We start from the raw sequence: 16,036 nt of genomic DNA on the forward strand, positions 1-16,036 counted from the left end.
CAGGGCGTCCGGGTTCAGCGCATCCTCACCGACAACGGCATGTGCTACCACTCGAAGCTGGTCCAAGCTGTCTGCGAGGCCCAAGACATCCGGCACAGCTTCACCCGGCCTTACCGCCCTCAGACCAACGGCAAGGCCGAACGGTTCATCCAGACAGCCCTTCGCGAGTGGGCCTACCGCCTGGCCTACCAATCCTCAGAACAGCGGAGCCAAGCCCTCAAAGCCTGGCTCCACCACTACAATCACCACAGGTCCCACTCAGCCCTCGGCGGTCTCGCCCCCGCTCAAAAGCTGAACAACGTCCTTGGCCGCGACAACTAGTGGCACATCTACATACGTTTACATTAATTGCATTTGCAATGATTCTAGGTTCGGCTGGTCCAGCCACCCGTATGGTGGAGGTGGTGCGGAGGGGCTGGTCATGGACGAGCGGATCCGGTTCCTTCAAGGTCTGGAGCCGAAGCATGCGGGCCGAGGCTCCTACCTGGCCATCATCGAAGCAGCCGCCGGCCTGTTCCAGCAGTTCCCGGCCGACGCCATCACCCTGCGGGACATCATCGCCCTGTCGGGTGTCAGCAATCAGACCCTCTACAACTATTTCCCCGCAGGGCGGGACGACGTGGCCATCGCCCTGTTCGACCGGCTCCGGCGGGCCGACGAGGAGGCCTTCCGCAGCCACATCCAGACCCTGGCCTGGGATTCCCTCACGGACCCCGAGGCCATCACCCAGGCGCTCGCCGCCTCCCTGGCCCGGGCCACCATCGGGAACCTGAGGGAGAACTTCCAGCTCCAGTCGACGGTATCCGTCTACCTGCGCACCCATCAGCTGCGCACCCGCTCCGTCCACGCCGAGGAGCTGGATCGTGCCCTCCAGGAGGAGATCCTCAGACGCTACGGGAACCGCTTCCCGAAGCATGCGGCGGCTCCAGCGGCCCAGCTGAGCCTGCACGTGGTGCGCGGGGTCGCCGAGGTGGCCATGGCCTACCCGGCGGGCTCCCTGGGCAGCCTTGAATCCATGGCGCGGAGGCTCCTCCGGCCCATCCTCCTGGCCGGATTGAAGGGGGAGGGCCCCGTGAGCGGCACCCACCCGATCTCCGAGGACGCCCCTCCCCCCGTGGCCATCGCGAGCGCCCCCGTGGGCCCCTCCAGGCGGCAGGCGATCCTCGCGCGGATCTTCAGGCGCGGGCAGCCCAAGTAGGCGCGCATCCGGAGCAGGCCGCCCGCGCGCTAAACTGGAGCCTCCCCGAGCGAGGTCCCCGTGTCATTCACACCAGGCAGCAGGCGCGGCGCCATGGCCGATATCAACATGACGCCCCTCATCGATGTGATGCTGGTGCTGCTGATCATCTTCATGATCGCGGCACCCATGATGACGACGGGCGTGGACGTGAAGCTGCCGGAGAGCCGCACGGGGCGGAACCTGGAGAGCGAGGCCCTGACGGTGAGCATCACCTTCGACGGCCGCCTCCAGTTCGACCAGGCCTTCCTGGCCCTGCCCGTCCTGGCCAACCAGCTGAAGGCCCGGGCCCAGTCCGGCGGCAAGCGGCCCGTGCTGGTGCGGGCGGACCACAACGTGCCCTACGGCCGCGTCATCCAGGTGGTGGACGCCATCCGCGAGGCGGGCTTCACCCAGGTGGGTTTCGTCACCGCCGCCGCGCCCATCGCCGCCCCCCCGACCGTGAAATGAGCCAGGACCTCCAGGCCTACCTCCGCAGCCGCTCCCACCTGGGCGAGCTCCGCTGGGGTCCGGGGCTGGCCCTGAGCCTGGCCCTGCATCTGACCGTCGGCGTGGCCTTCTTCTGGCCCCGCGGCGGCGGCGCGGGCCAGGCCGAGGAGGTCAAGGTCACCTGGGTGAACCTGCCCGCGGCCATGGGCGGCCAGTCCGGCGGCTCCGACGCCATGGAGGTGGGCAAGACCGGCGAGCGCCTGCGGCGCGTGGAGGAGGTGGCGCCCGTCCGCAACACCTCGCCCTCCGCCACGGCCCCGGATCCCTTCGCCACCAAGACCACCAAGTCCGCCGCCAAGGGGGACAACAAGGACGCCGCCAGCACCGGCACGGGCACCACAGCCGCCAAGGGCAAGACCGCCTCCCCCAACCCCGTGGCCGGCGCCGTGGGCTCGGGCAACGGCGCCGCCTTCGGCGCAGGCTCGGGCGTTCCGGGGCTGAACCCCACCGCCGGCGTCCAGGGCGGCGTGGGCCTCGTGGGGGGCGTGGACGGCAACTTCCCCTTTGTCTGGTACCTGCAGCAGGTCCAGACCCGCATCACCTCGAACTGGAACCGCGTGTCCAGCTCCCAGGGCCGCGTGCAGATCTACTTCCGCATCGCCCGGGACGGCAGCCTCGACCGCGTCCGCGTGGAGATCCCCAGCGGCAACGCCGCCATGGACGAAAGCGCCCGCATGGCCGTGCTGCGCTCTGCTCCCCTCCAGCGCCTGCCCGAGGGCTACGAGGGCTCGTACCTGGGCGTGCGCTTCTGGTTCACCTACCTGGGAAACTGAGGATCCCTCAGCCCGGAGTCCCGCCCCCGGGATCCGGGTCGATGACGAGGGAGGCCAGGGAGGTCGGGGACTTCGCCCTGAAGGAGAGCGTGTACTCGCCCGCGGCCTGCTGAGTGCTCCCGTCCGGGCCGGTCAGGGTCCACTCGCCATCGGCCCGGAGGGTGATGGTGATGGACTTGTTGGGGTTCCAGGTCCAGGTTCGTTTCGACATGAATCCTCCTCAAAGTTAGGATGGAAATGGTTTAAAACCGGCTCACCATCAACCCACGGGCGGCTTCTGTCAAGACCGCTTCCGCCAGGTGGAGATCAGGGTGCGCACTTCCGCCCGGTGCTCCGGATCATCCTTCTGCGGATCCTCCAGGGCCCGGGACAGGCAGTCCAGGGCCTGGTTCGGCTGGCCCCGCAGGTGGTGGATCCAGGCCGCGGCCCGCCAGATCTGGGGCCGGTCCCCGGCGGCCTGCCGGGCCTCCTCGAGGAGGCGCTCGCCCCCGGCGGTGTCCGACAGGCGCGCCCGGCACTCCGCCAGGGCCGCCAGGGTCTCCGCCTGGTTCCCCGGCGTGCCCTTCGTGCGCAGCAGCCCCAGGGCCTCCTCCAGGCGGTGGGCCGCCGGCGCCAGCTTCCCCTGGACCCTCAGGACGTCCCCGAGCCGGTAGAGGCAGCGGCCCTGGACCAGGAGCAGGTCGTGCTTCCGGGCCCCGTCCAGGGCCTCCTCGTAGCGCGCCGTCGCCCGCTCGTAGGCCCCATCCATGAAGGCCACGATGCCCAGGTTCATCAGCACCCGGCACTCCCCTTCCACGTCCCCGAGGCCGCGCCGCAGCTCCAGGACCCTCTGGAAGGCCTGCTCCGCCGACCCCAGGGAGCCCTCCTCCAGGTCGAGGATGGCCAGGTTGTTCCGGTTGAGGGCCTCCAGGCGGGGATCCTCCAGGATCCCGGCATCGGCGATGGCCTGGGTGTACAGGTCCCGGGCCCGGGCGCTCTGGCCCCGGTACTTGGCCACATTGGCGAGGTTCACCAGGATGTGGGCGCGCAGGCGCCGGTTCCCCACCTCCGTGGCCAGCTGCAGGGCCGGGTTCAGCATCAGCTCCGCGGCGTCGTAGTCGCCCCGGTTGACCCGGAGGACGCCGATCTCGTCCAGCACCCGGGCCTGCTGGTCGCGGTCCTCCGAGGCCCGGGCGAGGACCAGGGCCTCGTCCAGCAGGGAGGCCTCCACCTCGGGCTTGGCGTTCCGCCGGGCGAGCAGGGCGAGGTTGATGAGGGCCTCGGCCTCTGAGTAGCGGTCCCCCGCCTCCCGCGCCGCCACCCTCGCCCACATGAGGGTGGGGAAGGCCTTGGGATCGCCTTTGACGAGGAGGGTCCAGCCATAGACCGTCAGCGCCGGCCCGAAGCTGGGGGCCTGGTAGGCGGCCCGCTCCAGGAGGGGGAGGGCCCGGGTGGCGTCCCCATGCTGGGCCAGGTCCAGGCCGAGTCCGTAGGTGTCGAGCACTTCCCGGGCGGGCACCTGCGGGAAGACCGGGGAGCGGCCCAGGGGTGAGAGGGTCCGGTTCAGCTCCTGGAGCACGGCGGGCACCGCCCGGTTGGGCTCGAACACCGCGGTCGGGGACAGGACCTCCTGGCTGGCCCGCAGGCGTCCCTGGCGGTCCACCAGCCGCACCCGGAGGGCCACCCGCTCGGCCCCCTGGGACCGGGTCATCTCGCCGAGCATCACGAGGTCCGCCCCAGTCCGGGCCACCAGGCGGCGGACGAACTCCCGCTCCGCCTCGCCGGGCACCTCGGGGTCCGAGGCCTGGAGCCGCGGAGGGGCCTGGCCCCGCTCCCGGTCCTGCACCACCTGCACCTGGGGGAAGCGGCGGAGCACGTGCTCCAGCAGGTCCGTGGTGGCCACCTCCCGCCCGGCGGTCTGGCCCGGCGACCGGGTGAGGTCCCGCACGGGCACCACCACCAGGCGGGCCTGGTGGGAGGCGGAGAACTCGGGCAGCGCGCCGCGGCCGTAGGCCCAGAACCCGAGTCCCGCCAGCCCCAGGGTGACCACCGCCGCGCCCGCGGCCCACCAGATCGGCGAGGCCGGGGCCTGGAACTGGTCCAGGATCTCCACCACCTCCTGGGCCCCCGGGCGGGCGTCCGGATCCAGGGACAGGAGGCGATCCACCAGCGTGCGGAGGGTGTGGGGGAGCGACGGCGGCGCGTAGCCCGGCCCCGAGCGCCACTTGAGCACCCGCCGGGTCCAGGGCGTCCGGGCCTTGCCCAGCCCGGGCGGCGGATCGCCCGACAGGATCAGGGTGGCCGACACGCCCAGGGCGTACATGTCCGTGGCCGCCGTGGCGGGCTCCCCCAGCAGCAGCTCCGGCGCGATGAAGCCCCGGGTGCCCATGACCATGCCGGGCTGGGTGAGACGGCGCAGGGCCTGGGGCCGGGTGGCCTGCGTGGCCTCCTCCAGGATGGGGATCGGGTCCGTGCTGCGCTGGTCCTCCGACGACGGGTCCCGGAAATCCTTGGCCAGGCCGAAGTCCATGAGCTTGGCGGCGCCCGTGGGCGCGATGAGGATGTTGGACGGCTTCAGGTCCCGGTGGATGACGCCCTTGGCGTGGGCCGCCGCCAGCGCGAGGGCGGTCTCCCGCAGCACCCGCACGGCCTGCGGAAGGGGGAGCGGCCCCAGCTCCAGGAGCTCCGACAGGAGGGTGCCGTCCACCCACTCCATGGCCATGACCAGCATCCCCTGGTGGTCCACCCAGTCGTAGACGCGGCAGATCCCCGGGTGGTCGAGGCGGGCGAGGATCTGGGCCTCCCGCTGGAAGCGGTCCAGGGCGCCGGTCTTGCGGGCATGGTCCGCGCGGATGACCTTGAGGGCCACCCGCCGCTCCAGGGAGATGTCCCAGGCCCGGTACACGCGCCCCATGCCGCCTTCGCCCACGAAGGCCTCCACCCGGTAGCGGCCGACCACATCACCGGGCTGGAGGGGACTGGCTGTCATGGTGGGCATGGGTGGTCGGAGTCGGCGCACCTCCTGCCCGGGCGGCATGCCCGTCCTTTCCTGAAGCGGAGGTGGTCGAAAAAGTCTACATCACGCATCAATGATCCAGGCTTTCGACCGTGCCAGGGGGAGCCCGCACGGGGAGGCCCAACCGGCGGTACACTCCCTGGATGCTTCCGCTCCTGCCCCTGGTGGCCCTCTGCGCCCAGGCCCCCCTCCCGGGCCCACCTGCGGCGTCCATCACCGCCGAGCCCCGGGAGGTGCGGCCGGGCGAATCGGTGCTGCTCACCTGGTCCTGCCCGGGGGCCGGGCAGGTGCGCCTGGAGCCCGGCGGCATGATCCTGCCGGGCCGCTCCCAGGTGACCCTCCGCCCCACCTACACCACCACCTACCGCCTCTTCGACGCGGGGCCCAACGCCGGGTCAGTCAGTGCCGGGCCCGCCAGCGCCGAGCTGGGCCGCGCGGAGGTGCGCGTCACCCCCGGCCTGCCCCTGGGCGAGGCGGCGCGCATCTGCGCCTTCGACGCCAGCGCGAAGTCCGTGCTGCCCGGCGAGCCCGTGGTGCTCAAGTGGGAGTGCGCCGGCAGCGCCAAGGTGCGCCTGGAGCCCGGCGGCCTGGAGCTGGACGGCAAGAGCGAGGTGACTGTCACGCCCCTGGAGAGCACCCGCTACACCATCACCGCCAACAACGCCGCCGGCGGCCAGAGCCGCACGCTGGAGGTGTCCGTGCTGGGCCATCAGGCCCTGGCCCTCGCCAAGGCCGCCAAGGCGCCTACGGCCGCCGTCTGCAGCTTCGAGGCCAGCCGCACCGTGGTGAAGCCCGGCGAGCAGGTGGACCTCCGCTGGATCTGCCAGGGCGACGCCAAGGTGCGTCTGGAGCCCGGCGGCCTGGAGCTGGACGGCCAGTCCAGCATCGCCGTGGTCCCCGACCGGACGACGGTCTACACCCTCAGCGTCAGCGACCTCCTGGGCGGCTCTTCCCGCAGCATCGAAGTCCAGGTGGAGGCGCCGCGCCGGGTGCTCACGGAAAAGGACTTGGCGGATCCCGTCGAGGCCGTGAAGCCCCTGGAGCACATGGACCTGCAGGAGGCCCTGCACCGCGGCGCCGCCCAGCGGGCCGCCGCGCCCCAGGGCTCCTGGACCCTGCGCCTGGTGGTGTCCGGCCGCGCCGAGGGCCTCAAGCAGGTGGCCCGGGCCGCAGGCCCCAAGGCCCCGGATGTGCTGGTGCTGCCCTACGTGCGCCCGGACGGCTTCCGCTGGTGGCAGGCCTGCTACGGCGCCTACCCCACCCGCGCCGCCGCCCTGAAGGCCTGGAAGAGCGCTCCGGACGGCCTGCGCAAGATCTTCCAAGACGCCCTGCCCCTCCGCCTCCAGCGCCTGCCCGGAGATCCACCGAAGGCGCTGTAGGGCCGGATCGGCCTTCAAAAGCCGATGAGTCCTTTCAGCCCCGGATGACGTCGAGGGTGTAGGGCTCACCGACCATGTTCACGTCGAGGGTGTCCACGATGAAGTAGATGGTGCGCGTCTCCTTCGTGGGGTTCTCGTAGCTGGCCTGGGGCTCGCCGGTGGGGATGCGGTTCTGGAGCAGGCCCGGCTCCTCCCGCCCCCAGGCGTTCACGCCCAGCACGCGGAACCAGGCCTTCCGGCCCTCCACCACGTGGACCTTCACCTTGGCGCCCGCGGGCACCTCGATGGCGTAGGCCCGCCAGCCGGCCAGGTCGGGGATCTTGTCCTGCACCCGCACGCTGCCCGCCGGCAGCTGCAGGGCCGGGATGGACGGTCCCCGCCGGGCGCCGCGCCGGGTCTCGCCGATGATGCTGCCTTCGCCGCCGGGATCCGGCCGATGGGGCACCATGGGCCCCCGCGGGGCCCTGGGAAGATCCTTCGCCTCCACCACCGGCAGGGGAGCCGGGGCCTGGGCGAGTGCGGCGGGAACCATCAGCAGGACAGGTAGCATGGGGCACCTCCGAGGCATCCATCCCTAGGATGCTCCAAAGATGGGGCAGGTTGAGGGCTCGGGCAGATTCTCCGGCCCCGCCCGTGGCGTCATCCCGGATCTGGCAACAATCCTGTTGAAACAAGCATGGTCAATGACTATCTTGTGGCAGCCATTTGCGGGCTTTATCCAAGGAGGCCACATGAATATCCAGCCGTTCCGGTCGGTCGCACTCCCCCTGGCTGCCACCCTCTGCGCGTTGGCCCCCGCCCACGCCCCCGGCGAGGGCCGCGGCAGGGAAGTCGCCCTCGCCGCCGACAAGCTCCCTTGGGAGGACCTGGCCGCCAAGGGGGCCGGCGTGCTGGTGGCCGATGTCCAGGGCCAGCACGCCCAGGGGCCCTGGCACGGCTTCGTCAAGTTCCCCGTGGGCAGCAAGAGCGGCGTCCACACCCACTCCAGCGACCTCAGGCTCGTGGTGGTCTCCGGCACCTTCCGCTTCGGTTCCGACCCGGAGCATGAGCAACCCTACGGGCCGGGCTCCTACGTCTTCGTCCCCGGCGGCCACCCCCACTCGAACAGCCAGCCCGACGGCGCCGTGGTCTACGTGGAGCAGCCTGGCAAGTACGACAACCACCTCGCGGGCAAGTAGGCACCGCCCTCAGGCAGAGGCCGCCACCCGGTCAGCGGAGCACCTCGTACTCGCTCTGGACCAGCCCGCTCGTGAAGGATCGGGTGGCGACGTGGCGCAGGCGCACATCGTGGGGCAAGGTGCTGAAGAGCGGGATGCCCTCGCCGATCAGCACCGGGACCCGCGTGATGATGAGGCGGTCCACCAGCCCCGCCCGCAGGAACCGCTGGATGGTGATGCCGCCGTCCACGTACAGGTTCGTGGCCCCGCGCGCCGCCAGCCGGGCCACGATCTCCGCCGGCGAACCGGCCATCTGCTCGACCGTGCCGCCGACGGCACTCGGCAGTTGGAGCGGCCGCCCGCTCAACACCACCACCCGCTTGGCGCCGTAGGGCCAGGGGTTGAAGGTCAGCACCTTCTTGAAGGTCTTGCGGCCGATGACCAGGGCATCGACGCCCGCCAGGAACTCCTCATACCCGTGCGGCTCCCCGCCCTCCTCCGGCAGCCAATCCAGGTCGTGGTTCAGGCGCGCAATGAACCCATCCACGCTCGCCCCCACAAACACGGATACCGTCATCGGGCCCTCCTCCTCATTTGGGTGGCGCGGAAGATGCGAAAGTGACCAGACTCGGCCGCGGCCAGGCGTCCCCAGGCACCCGGACCGGGTCTCAACGCCCGGTCGAAGGGCCTGCCTGGGCTCCGAGCACCTGGCTGAGCGAGAAGGCCAGCTGCTGGCTGATCTGCGAACTCCCCCCGGTGCTGGCCACGGCGAGGTTCCCCTGGCGGTCGAGGATCAGGTGCGTCGGGAACGCCACGCTGGACCCCGACATGGCCAGCTGCTTGAGCGCCGCGAACGGGATGCAGGCCACCGGGAACTGGAAGGGCCGCGTCTTCAGGAACTCCCGGACCTTCAGCTCGTCGTCGTAGGCGAGGGCCAGCATGACCAGGTCCGGATGGGATCCGAGCCGGGCGTGGAGGGCGTTGAGGTCGGGGATCTCCTTCACGCAGGGCGGGCACCCCGTGAACCAGACGTTGAGGTAGACCACCTTCCCCCGCAGGGCCGACAGGGACCACGCCTTCCCCGCCAGGTCCGTGAACTGGACTTCGCCCACCGGCTGGCCGATCCGGGCCTGGAACCCCTCGGCGGGACGCAGCCCCTGCGGAGCCTGGACGGGGGCGGCGGGGGCCCCCTCGGACTTGGAGGCGGGAGGGGCCTGGCCCAGGAGCGCCAAGGTCGAAAGCCCTGCGGCCAGCAGATGTCGGATGGAGATCATGGGGATGCCCTAAAAATCATATTTCATGGATTGTGGATGGAGAAAGATTGGGATGCGGTCGACGAGACATCTGGAGTTGAGACAAAAATGCCAACGACTTCTACCCTTGTCAGGGCACTCGCTGGAACCTGCGCCTGTAGCTCGGTGGAACTGACATAAGTTGTTTTGAGCGGATAGGCAGGAGGCGAGAAGCTTGAGTTCCACATAACGATAGAATTGGGAGAAAATCCAGTCCCAGTGGCAGTCAGTGTAAACCCATCTGACCCTACAATTGCGTTTGAAGGCGCAATCATATTTAAATCAGGAAGAAAGGCAACGACAGTTATGTTTTGATTCAAGGTGTTTGATATGTTTCCCGTGGTGGTTTCCAGCTGGATCTCATTGGTAAACATACCGACAGAAGTATTATCAACCTGGAGTTTACCCACAATTGTATTGACATTAGGACCATATATGATCCCCAAGGATGGGTCAATACTCCCGTTGCCTTTGATTAGATTCATTCGTTTTATTGCCCCAACCGAAGGGCTCACATCTACATATACGTAGGCCAAAGCGTGCTCACTCTGGGTAAATAAGCTCGGCGAAATGCTGAGGTTTGAAATTGTGAAGCTCGGCTGTTTTGGAATGCTAGTGCCAGCCGGACCAACGCTATTATTACTATTTCCGCCTCCTCCGCACGCTGCAGTAATGACAAGTGCCATTACAACATAAAAAATGCGATTGTTTTTAAACATGGATGCTCCTGAGAAAAAATGGCACAAGCAGCTGACGAATGAAGCACACCGGCCCCGCCTGCACCGAGGCGATGAGCGGAACCGAGGAAGCAGGGAGTTGAAAGATTGCGGGGGTGGCAATACAGGCGGGGTCCGAGTTGAGCGAAAGGTTAGGGCGTTCAACAACCACTCCCACCGATGATTTCGAACGTTGCTTTTTGACTGCCAAGCGTGATGTTTACTTGACCCTTGTAGCCAGAACCACCTTCACCGGCTGAGGTGGTTGTGTAATCGAACTCAACCACAATGCCATCGCCAGACCAGATTTCAGTGCACCGCTCACCGAGACCTTGCTCACCTTTACCCTTTTTTATGACCTTTGTCCCAATCTGCTTCAATTTGTAAAGGTGATCGTTCACACGAACACCAGTTGCGTCATCGTCGGAGCTGTACCCAAAGATGATTCCATTGCTGGATTCGGGGGCAGAGGCTAAAGAAAAGGCCGTTCCAGCACCTGAAAAAGATTCTTCTTCGTTCAAATCTTGAATTGTGATCCCATTCTGGGAATTCTTTTCAATGTGAACGGTTGGTTTGGCATTCTGTGCCGAAGCGGATGCGACCTTGCTTGGTGGATCCTTTTTGGTGGAACGGTTGCATCCCACGGGCAAGAGCGCTACGAGCGTGATGGTAACGATGTTACGAGAAATGTTGAGATTCATGCGTGAGCCCTGACGAAGGAAGCTAACCGGCCCCGCCTGCACCGAGACGACGAGCGGAGCCGCGGAAGCGAGATGTAGAGAGAGCGAAAGGCAATGCAGGCGGGGTCCGAGTTGAGCGGAGGGTTAGGCCTCATGAAGGACACCATGTTTATGCATCATTCGCATCAACTCACTCAGAGATTTTTTAGTTTCTATGTGCCCTTTCCTTATTTGAGTGGCATAGGACGCGAGATTTGAGAATCGATCCTTGGCATTTTGTTTGTGAACCGGATTGTTGGTTTCTGCCGCCAATGCGTGCCAATGTTCGAATTTGGAAAGCAGTTCGTTATTCATTCTGAAGGAATCGACCATCCCCTTCGCAAGTACATAGGTTTGAACAAGTGCTTTTCGAAGGTCGTTGTTTTCGATCCTTCCGATGAGATAGGCATTCGCATTGTAAACAGTGAAAAAATCATTGATTACTGGATAATAGAAAAGAAGAGGTTGCCCTTCAGGCAGAGCTTCCACGCGGGCTCCAATTCGTTCTTGATAAGTTGCGAAGACTGAATCCAATTCATCATGGAGTGCCTGAAGGAGGCTCAAAATTATTTTGGCATCTACTTCGGTTCTCTTTTTTCGATCAGCTTCCTCGGCGTTACTCACGGCTCGAAGCGAGAAGAATCCGGCGATCAATCCGCCGATGATTGAACCGATTAGGCCCGAGATGAGGGAACTGACCATAGGATTCACCTTTTAGAGATAATTTCCTTCTACGAGCATAAACGCCCCCGGGAAGGCCTAACTTTGTATTAGACGGCCTATCCGTCATGAGTCTGCCGTCGATGGAAGATGAGGAACAATACCGCCATTGCGGATCACCGGATCACATCTTCGCCGAACGGTATCAAAACCCCGGCGAACGGAATCGGTCGCTTTGGTGGGACGGTGTGAGGGCAGAACCTGCCGAATCTGTGCATGCCTTCGCCATTCGATCCGCGAAGGTCCCGCCTCGAAAGAATTCAGCCACAAGGAACACAAAAAGGCCGACCTGCTGATTGGCCAGGCCCGGCCCAAGGTTCGCAAGATGAAAGGCTGGAGCCGGAGATGGCGGAGAAAAAGCCGCGGATCCACAGGTTTCGCGGGTTCACACGGATTGGAAACGGGGTTGTGGCTGGTTTGGGGGTGCCGCTTCACAAGCGCGGGCTCCATGGGGGGCGCCAGGGCTGCGGGCCCCAAGTGGAGCGCGACCCTGGCGCCCCCCATGACCTCCGGCACCGCCGGAGGCCGCCTGCGGCGGGCCCGCGCGGGGTGGGTCGAGTCCCCTCCGCGCTCTCCGCGCGCCCGAAGGGCGTCTCTGCGCCCTCTGCGTTCCGCTTTTCCAGCTGAGGTTCGCCGATCAGCAGGAAAGAGGCTGTTCTTTGCGGTCACTTCTCCAGCTTGCGGAGCAGATCCTCGGCCACGCGCCCAGCCGCCCCTGGCTCTCCCAGGTGGCCACGCACTTCCCCCAACTCGGCGCGGATGCGCCGGGCCGTCTCCGGCTCCAGCAGCCGCGCCAGCTCCACCCCCAGCCGCTCGGGGTTCACGTCGCCCTGGAGCAGCTCGGGGGCCACTTCGCGGCGGGCCACCACATTGGCCAGGCCGAAGTGGGGGACCTTCACGACGCGCTTGGCCAGCTCGTAGGTGAGGGCGTTCAGCTTGTAGACGATGGCGAAGGGCGTGCCCAGCAGGGCCGTCTCCAGGGTGGCGGTGCCCGAGGCCACCAGGGCCGCGTCCGCGTGGGCGCGGGCGGCGTAGGGGCGGTCCTGCACGAGGGTGATGGGCGCGTCGCCCGCGTGGGCGCGCACGAAGGCCGGATCCAGCGTGGGCGCCACGGGCAGCACCCACTGGACCTCGGGCCGGGCGGCGCGCCAGCGGCGGGCCAGCTCCGCCATGGGCGGCAGCAGGCGCTCGATCTCGCCCGTGCGGCTGCCGGGCAGCAGGGCCACCAGGGGGCGCGCGGGGTCGAGGCCCGTCTCCGCGAAGAAGGCGGCCCGGTCGCACTCGGGCTTCACCACCTCCACCAGGGGATGGCCCACGAAGCGGGCGTCCACGGGGTAGCCGCGGAACAGCTCCGGCTCGAAGTCGAAGAGGCAGTAGAGGGTATCGAGCAGGGTGCCCAGGGTGGGGATGCGGCCCTTCTTCCAGGCCCACACCTGGGGGCACACGTACTGGTGCAGGCTCACGGCGGGCAGCTGCTTCCGCAGGGCCTTGGCCAGGCGGAGGTTGAAGCCCGGGTAGTCGATGAGCAGGGCGCCGGCGATCCCCTCCTCCGCCGCGGCGGCGAGGATGGCCTTGAAGAGCCGGTTCAGGCGCGGCAGGTGCTTGAGGACCTCCACGAAGCCCACCACCGCGAGGTCCTTCACGTCCGCCAGCTTGCGGTCCAGGAAGGGGCTCATGCGCGGGCCGCCCACGCCCACGAGGCGCAGGTCCGGGCGGCGGGCCTTCAGCTCCCGCAGCAGCTCCGCGCCGTGCAGGTCGCCGGAGTCCTCGCCCGCGATGACCAGCAGGGTCCGCGTCATGAACGGTCCCAGTGCCGGCCCAGCACCACGTTGTCGTCGGGCACCACGGGGCGGCCCAGGATCTCCGTGGGCAGCTCCGCGGGGAAGAGCACCGGCGGGTGGGCGGCCTCCAGGGCCGCGGCCTGGGCGCGGAAGGTGGCGGGATCTTCGGCGGGCAGGGCCATGTCCCAGCGGTAGCCCAGCTTCTGGAGGGGCCGCAGGTCCGAGCCGGGCTCGCAGACGCCGCACCAGAGGCGGTCCGCCAGCAGCTCCGCGTCCGTGGTGCCGGGGTGCCAGCAGTAGCCCACGGCCTCGGCCCGGGCCTGGCGGAGCAGGTCCACCACGGCGGCCTCGGCCCCGCCCTCGATCCGCAGGGCGAGCTTCACGCCCCGGCCGCTGGTGGCCTCCAGCAGCGCCTCCAGGTGGCCCAGGAGGCGGAAGCCCGCCTCGCGATTCGCAGGGAGTGCCGCGGGCAGGACCAGGAAGTCCGGTCCGAGGCTGTGGCGGAGGACCTCCAGGGCCTCCTCCACCGGGGACTGGCCCGGCAGGTGGACGGCATGGACCGCCAGGCCCCGGCGCACGGCCCCGGCCCAGTCCGGATGCGCCCCGCCCTCCCAGCGCAGCGCCAGGGGCGCGAAGGGAAGCCAGGACCCGGGATCGGAGGTGGACGGAATCTGGGGCACGAACCGCATCGGCTTATCATGGAGCAATGGAGGCGCCATGGGCCGCATTTTCACCCTCGACGAAGCCCGGGCCCTGATGCCGCAGGTCAGGGCGGTGACGGAACCTGTCTACACACTGGCCGTCAGCCTCGCCGAGGAACTGACCCAGGCCGAGGAGGCCCGGGACGAGGCGCGGGTGTCGGAGCTCCGCGACCGCCTGCAGGCCCTGGTGGAGTCCTGGCAGCGGAGCATGCAGGACCTGGAGGCCGACGTGAAGGGCCTGTGGCTCGTGGACTTCGACTCCGGCGACGGCTACTGGTGCTGGGCCTATCCCGAGGAGGCGCTGGACCACTGGCACAGCTACGAAGGCGGCTTCCGCTCCCGCGTGCCCGCGGACCAGCGGCCCGGCGTGCAGGCCTGAGCGCGTGGCTGCGAAGGAACCACACTCGCCGAGATCGCGGAGGTAGCTGAGGATCGCTGAGGACTTCGCCCGTTTTTCCTCCGCGGACCTCCGTTCCCCCCGCATCCTCAGCGAGTGTCTTTTTCTGAAACGTTCGATCCGGAGTCGCCGAATGGCAGTGAGGCCCACGAAGCGCATTGAACCCAAGGCCCCGCCGGGGGACTTCCGCGCGGCGGTGCTGGCGGTGGTGGCGCGCATCCCCAGGGGGCGGTTGGCCTCCTACGGGCAGGTGGCCCTGCTGGCGGGCTTCCCCCAGCGCCCCCGCCAGGTGGGCATGGTGCTGTCGGGCCTGCCCGAGGGCACGGACCTGCCCTGGCACCGGGTCGTGAACACCCGGGGCTACGTGCCCAGCCGGGGCCGCTGGTGGGGCGCCATGCAGCAGATCGGCCGCCTGCGGGACGAGGGCATCGAGGTGGACGACCAGGGCAACCTGGATCTGGAGGCCCACCGGTGGCAACCGACGGCCCGAAGACAGGACACCACGGAGACACGGAGGGCACGGAGGTAGAACACGGAGAGGCTCACAGAGGAATCGCTTGTATACGGCCCTTCTCCGCGCTTTTTCTCAGTGCTCTTCTCGGTGGCCTCCGTGCCTCCGTGGTGAATCTTTGCAGGTACACTGGAGGCCGGAGGGCTCCATGAAGGTGCGCGTGTCGGTGCAGTTGAAGCCGGGGATCCTGGATCCCCAGGGCAAGGCGGTGGAGCAGGGCCTGCACGGGTTCGCCTTCGAGGTGGAGCATGTCCGCATCGGCCGGCTCATCGAGATGGACATTCCGGGCTCCGATCCCGCCGAGGTGAAGGCCAAGGCCCAGGCCATGTGCGACAAGCTGCTGGTCAATCCCGTGATGGAGAAGGCCTCCATCGAGGTGCTGTGATGCGCGTGGCCGTCCCGGTCTTCCCGGGCTCCAACTGCGACCACGACGCCCTCCATGCCTGCGGCACGGTGATGGGCTGGGACACGGTCCCCGTCTGGCACCAGGAGGCCCGCCTGCCGGAGAACACGGACCTGGTATTCATCCCCGGCGGCTTCAGCTACGGCGACTACCTGCGCTGCGGCGCCATCGCGGCCCTGGCCCCCATCATGGCCGACGTGAAGCGCCATGCGGACAACGGCGGCCTGGTGATGGGCGTGTGCAACGGCTTCCAGATCCTCTGCGAGGCCCAGCTGCTGCCCGGCGCCCTGCTGCGCAACGAGTCCCTGCGGTTCATCCACACCGACGTCCACCTTCGGGTGGAACGGGCCGACCTGCCCTTCACCCGGGCCATGAAGGCCGGCGAGGTGTTCCGGGTGCCCATCGCCCACGCGGAGGGCAACTTCACCCTGGAGCCCGCGGACCTGGCGGACCTGGAGGCTCGGGGCGGGGTGGCCCTGCGCTACTGCTCGGCCAAGGGCGAGATCGGCGCGGACCATGTGCCCAATGGCGCCATGAACGGCATCGCCGGCATCGTGAACCTCAAGGGCAACGTGCTGGGCATGATGCCCCACCCCGAGCGGGCCGTGGACCCCAAGCTGGGCCCCACCGGCGGCCTGGGCATGTTCCGGAGCCTGGAAGCGGTCTTCGCCCGGGTCTGAGGCAGGTTCCCGAGGCGGCGCCTGGGGGGTCCTGGAAAAAAATAATGCCGGGCGTGTGAAAATTTCCCGGCAGACGAAAAGTTTTC

The 16,036-nt window shown here is 67.8% G+C and carries 20 protein-coding genes; 10 read left to right on the forward strand and 10 right to left on the reverse strand.

Translation table 11 applies throughout. The annotated features are described in order from the left end of the window. The 4 genes from G398_RS0114090 to tolA form a co-directional block, all read left to right on the forward strand. A partial coding sequence (locus G398_RS0114090; RefSeq protein ID WP_026854076.1) for an integrase core domain-containing protein occupies positions 1 to 321 on the forward strand: 321 nt, incomplete at its 5' end. 100 nt (positions 322 to 421) lie between these two features. Beyond that, positions 422 to 1,198, forward strand: a complete 777-nt coding sequence (locus G398_RS0114095) for a TetR/AcrR family transcriptional regulator (protein ID WP_026854077.1) — start codon at positions 422 to 424, stop codon at positions 1,196 to 1,198. 93 nt (positions 1,199 to 1,291) lie between these two features. Then, positions 1,292 to 1,687, forward strand: coding sequence for an ExbD/TolR family protein (locus tag G398_RS0114100; protein ID WP_052572042.1), 396 nt, complete (start codon positions 1,292 to 1,294; stop codon positions 1,685 to 1,687). Continuing rightward, positions 1,684 to 2,499, forward strand: a complete 816-nt coding sequence (tolA, locus tag G398_RS0114105; RefSeq protein ID WP_026854079.1) for a cell envelope integrity protein TolA — start codon at positions 1,684 to 1,686, stop codon at positions 2,497 to 2,499. The genes G398_RS0114100 and tolA overlap by 4 nt, the downstream gene beginning before the upstream one ends. Positions 2,500 to 2,506: 7 nt before the next feature. On the opposite strand, the gene G398_RS0114110 is transcribed toward tolA, so the two are convergent. Both G398_RS0114110 and G398_RS19945 read right to left on the reverse strand, forming a co-directional pair. After that, positions 2,507 to 2,710, reverse strand: coding sequence for a hypothetical protein (locus G398_RS0114110; RefSeq protein WP_026854080.1), 204 nt, complete (start codon positions 2,708 to 2,710; stop codon positions 2,507 to 2,509). Between the two features lie 69 nt (positions 2,711 to 2,779). Further along, on the reverse strand, positions 2,780 to 5,476 hold the full coding sequence (locus tag G398_RS19945; protein WP_052572043.1) for a protein kinase domain-containing protein: 2,697 nt from the start codon (positions 5,474 to 5,476) through the stop codon (positions 2,780 to 2,782). Positions 5,477 to 5,637: 161 nt separating this feature from the next. Between G398_RS19945 and G398_RS0114120 the strand changes: the two genes are divergently transcribed. Next, entirely contained in the window at positions 5,638 to 6,873 is a 1,236-nt protein-coding gene (locus tag G398_RS0114120) for a hypothetical protein (protein ID WP_026854081.1), read from the forward strand. A 34-nt stretch (positions 6,874 to 6,907) separates the two neighbouring features. On the opposite strand, the gene G398_RS18665 is transcribed toward G398_RS0114120, so the two are convergent. Next, positions 6,908 to 7,423 (reverse strand): hypothetical protein, encoded by a 516-nt coding sequence (locus tag G398_RS18665; protein ID WP_043485476.1) that lies wholly within the window; start codon positions 7,421 to 7,423, stop codon positions 6,908 to 6,910. Positions 7,424 to 7,604: 181 nt separating this feature from the next. Between G398_RS18665 and G398_RS19950 the strand changes: the two genes are divergently transcribed. Further along, on the forward strand, positions 7,605 to 8,051 hold the full coding sequence (locus tag G398_RS19950) for a DUF4437 domain-containing protein (RefSeq protein ID WP_052572044.1): 447 nt from the start codon (positions 7,605 to 7,607) through the stop codon (positions 8,049 to 8,051). A 31-nt stretch (positions 8,052 to 8,082) separates the two neighbouring features. On the opposite strand, the gene G398_RS0114135 is transcribed toward G398_RS19950, so the two are convergent. The 7 genes from G398_RS0114135 to G398_RS0114155 all read right to left on the reverse strand — a co-directional run bounded on the left by G398_RS0114135 (position 8,083) and on the right by G398_RS0114155 (position 13,947). Beyond that, positions 8,083 to 8,607 carry a dihydrofolate reductase family protein gene (locus G398_RS0114135; protein ID WP_026854082.1) on the reverse strand — a complete coding sequence of 175 codons (525 nt, stop codon included), beginning with the start codon at positions 8,605 to 8,607 and terminating at the stop codon, positions 8,083 to 8,085. Positions 8,608 to 8,698: 91 nt separating this feature from the next. Further along, positions 8,699 to 9,304, reverse strand: coding sequence for a TlpA family protein disulfide reductase (locus G398_RS0114140; RefSeq protein WP_026854083.1), 606 nt, complete (start codon positions 9,302 to 9,304; stop codon positions 8,699 to 8,701). Between the two features lie 23 nt (positions 9,305 to 9,327). After that, positions 9,328 to 10,041, reverse strand: coding sequence for a hypothetical protein (locus G398_RS20910; RefSeq protein WP_157492431.1), 714 nt, complete (start codon positions 10,039 to 10,041; stop codon positions 9,328 to 9,330). Positions 10,042 to 10,199: 158 nt separating this feature from the next. Then, positions 10,200 to 10,739 carry a hypothetical protein gene (locus G398_RS20915; protein WP_157492432.1) on the reverse strand — a complete coding sequence of 180 codons (540 nt, stop codon included), beginning with the start codon at positions 10,737 to 10,739 and terminating at the stop codon, positions 10,200 to 10,202. A 123-nt stretch (positions 10,740 to 10,862) separates the two neighbouring features. Further along, positions 10,863 to 11,459, reverse strand: coding sequence for a hypothetical protein (locus G398_RS20920; protein WP_157492433.1), 597 nt, complete (start codon positions 11,457 to 11,459; stop codon positions 10,863 to 10,865). A gap of 683 nt (positions 11,460 to 12,142) precedes the next feature. Next, the gene (gene lpxB / locus G398_RS0114150; protein ID WP_026854084.1) at positions 12,143 to 13,276 is read right to left on the reverse strand and encodes a lipid-A-disaccharide synthase; all 1,134 of its coding nucleotides are present in this window, start codon (positions 13,274 to 13,276) and stop codon (positions 12,143 to 12,145) included. Then, a complete protein-coding gene (locus tag G398_RS0114155) occupies positions 13,273 to 13,947 on the reverse strand; it encodes a hypothetical protein (protein WP_026854085.1) in 675 nt (224 codons plus the stop codon). Before G398_RS0114155 ends, lpxB begins: the two co-directional genes overlap by 4 nt. Before the next feature lie 28 nt (positions 13,948 to 13,975). On the opposite strand from G398_RS0114155, the gene G398_RS0114160 reads away from it, so the two are divergent. From G398_RS0114160 to purQ, 4 genes are all read left to right on the forward strand, one after another. Then, positions 13,976 to 14,338 carry a DUF2203 domain-containing protein gene (locus G398_RS0114160; protein WP_026854086.1) on the forward strand — a complete coding sequence of 121 codons (363 nt, stop codon included), beginning with the start codon at positions 13,976 to 13,978 and terminating at the stop codon, positions 14,336 to 14,338. 151 nt (positions 14,339 to 14,489) lie between these two features. Continuing rightward, complete coding sequence (locus G398_RS18675) at positions 14,490 to 14,885, forward strand: MGMT family protein (protein ID WP_052572045.1); 396 nt, start codon at positions 14,490 to 14,492, stop codon at positions 14,883 to 14,885. Between the two features lie 130 nt (positions 14,886 to 15,015). After that, entirely contained in the window at positions 15,016 to 15,252 is a 237-nt protein-coding gene (gene purS / locus G398_RS0114170; RefSeq protein ID WP_026854087.1) for a phosphoribosylformylglycinamidine synthase subunit PurS, read from the forward strand. Next, positions 15,252 to 15,950, forward strand: coding sequence for a phosphoribosylformylglycinamidine synthase subunit PurQ (purQ, locus tag G398_RS0114175; RefSeq protein WP_026854088.1), 699 nt, complete (start codon positions 15,252 to 15,254; stop codon positions 15,948 to 15,950). The genes purS and purQ overlap by 1 nt, the downstream gene beginning before the upstream one ends. Positions 15,951 to 16,036 lie beyond the last annotated feature (86 nt).

Source organism: Geothrix fermentans DSM 14018 (assembly GCF_000428885.1).
Lineage (GTDB): Bacteria > Acidobacteriota > Holophagae > Holophagales > Holophagaceae > Geothrix > Geothrix fermentans.

What these genes read in the sequence shown, in the direction of transcription:
- G398_RS0114095 (WP_026854077.1), top strand. Translation starts at nt 422, where the DNA reads ATGGACGAGCGGATCCGGTTCCTTCAAGGTCTGGAGCCGAAGCATGCG.
- G398_RS0114100 (WP_052572042.1), top strand. Translation starts at nt 1,292, where the DNA reads ATGGCCGATATCAACATGACGCCCCTCATCGATGTGATGCTGGTGCTG.
- tolA (WP_026854079.1), top strand. Translation starts at nt 1,684, where the DNA reads ATGAGCCAGGACCTCCAGGCCTACCTCCGCAGCCGCTCCCACCTGGGC.
- G398_RS0114110 (WP_026854080.1), bottom strand. Translation starts at nt 2,710, where the DNA reads ATGTCGAAACGAACCTGGACCTGGAACCCCAACAAGTCCATCACCATC.
- G398_RS19945 (WP_052572043.1), bottom strand. Translation starts at nt 5,476, where the DNA reads ATGCCCACCATGACAGCCAGTCCCCTCCAGCCCGGTGATGTGGTCGGC.
- G398_RS0114120 (WP_026854081.1), top strand. Translation starts at nt 5,638, where the DNA reads ATGCTTCCGCTCCTGCCCCTGGTGGCCCTCTGCGCCCAGGCCCCCCTC.
- G398_RS18665 (WP_043485476.1), bottom strand. Translation starts at nt 7,423, where the DNA reads ATGCTACCTGTCCTGCTGATGGTTCCCGCCGCACTCGCCCAGGCCCCG.
- G398_RS19950 (WP_052572044.1), top strand. Translation starts at nt 7,605, where the DNA reads ATGAATATCCAGCCGTTCCGGTCGGTCGCACTCCCCCTGGCTGCCACC.
- G398_RS0114135 (WP_026854082.1), bottom strand. Translation starts at nt 8,607, where the DNA reads ATGACGGTATCCGTGTTTGTGGGGGCGAGCGTGGATGGGTTCATTGCG.
- G398_RS0114140 (WP_026854083.1), bottom strand. Translation starts at nt 9,304, where the DNA reads ATGATCTCCATCCGACATCTGCTGGCCGCAGGGCTTTCGACCTTGGCG.
- G398_RS20910 (WP_157492431.1), bottom strand. Translation starts at nt 10,041, where the DNA reads ATGTTTAAAAACAATCGCATTTTTTATGTTGTAATGGCACTTGTCATT.
- G398_RS20915 (WP_157492432.1), bottom strand. Translation starts at nt 10,739, where the DNA reads ATGAATCTCAACATTTCTCGTAACATCGTTACCATCACGCTCGTAGCG.
- G398_RS20920 (WP_157492433.1), bottom strand. Translation starts at nt 11,459, where the DNA reads ATGGTCAGTTCCCTCATCTCGGGCCTAATCGGTTCAATCATCGGCGGA.
- lpxB (WP_026854084.1), bottom strand. Translation starts at nt 13,276, where the DNA reads ATGACGCGGACCCTGCTGGTCATCGCGGGCGAGGACTCCGGCGACCTG.
- G398_RS0114155 (WP_026854085.1), bottom strand. Translation starts at nt 13,947, where the DNA reads ATGCGGTTCGTGCCCCAGATTCCGTCCACCTCCGATCCCGGGTCCTGG.
- G398_RS0114160 (WP_026854086.1), top strand. Translation starts at nt 13,976, where the DNA reads ATGGGCCGCATTTTCACCCTCGACGAAGCCCGGGCCCTGATGCCGCAG.
- G398_RS18675 (WP_052572045.1), top strand. Translation starts at nt 14,490, where the DNA reads ATGGCAGTGAGGCCCACGAAGCGCATTGAACCCAAGGCCCCGCCGGGG.
- purS (WP_026854087.1), top strand. Translation starts at nt 15,016, where the DNA reads ATGAAGGTGCGCGTGTCGGTGCAGTTGAAGCCGGGGATCCTGGATCCC.
- purQ (WP_026854088.1), top strand. Translation starts at nt 15,252, where the DNA reads ATGCGCGTGGCCGTCCCGGTCTTCCCGGGCTCCAACTGCGACCACGAC.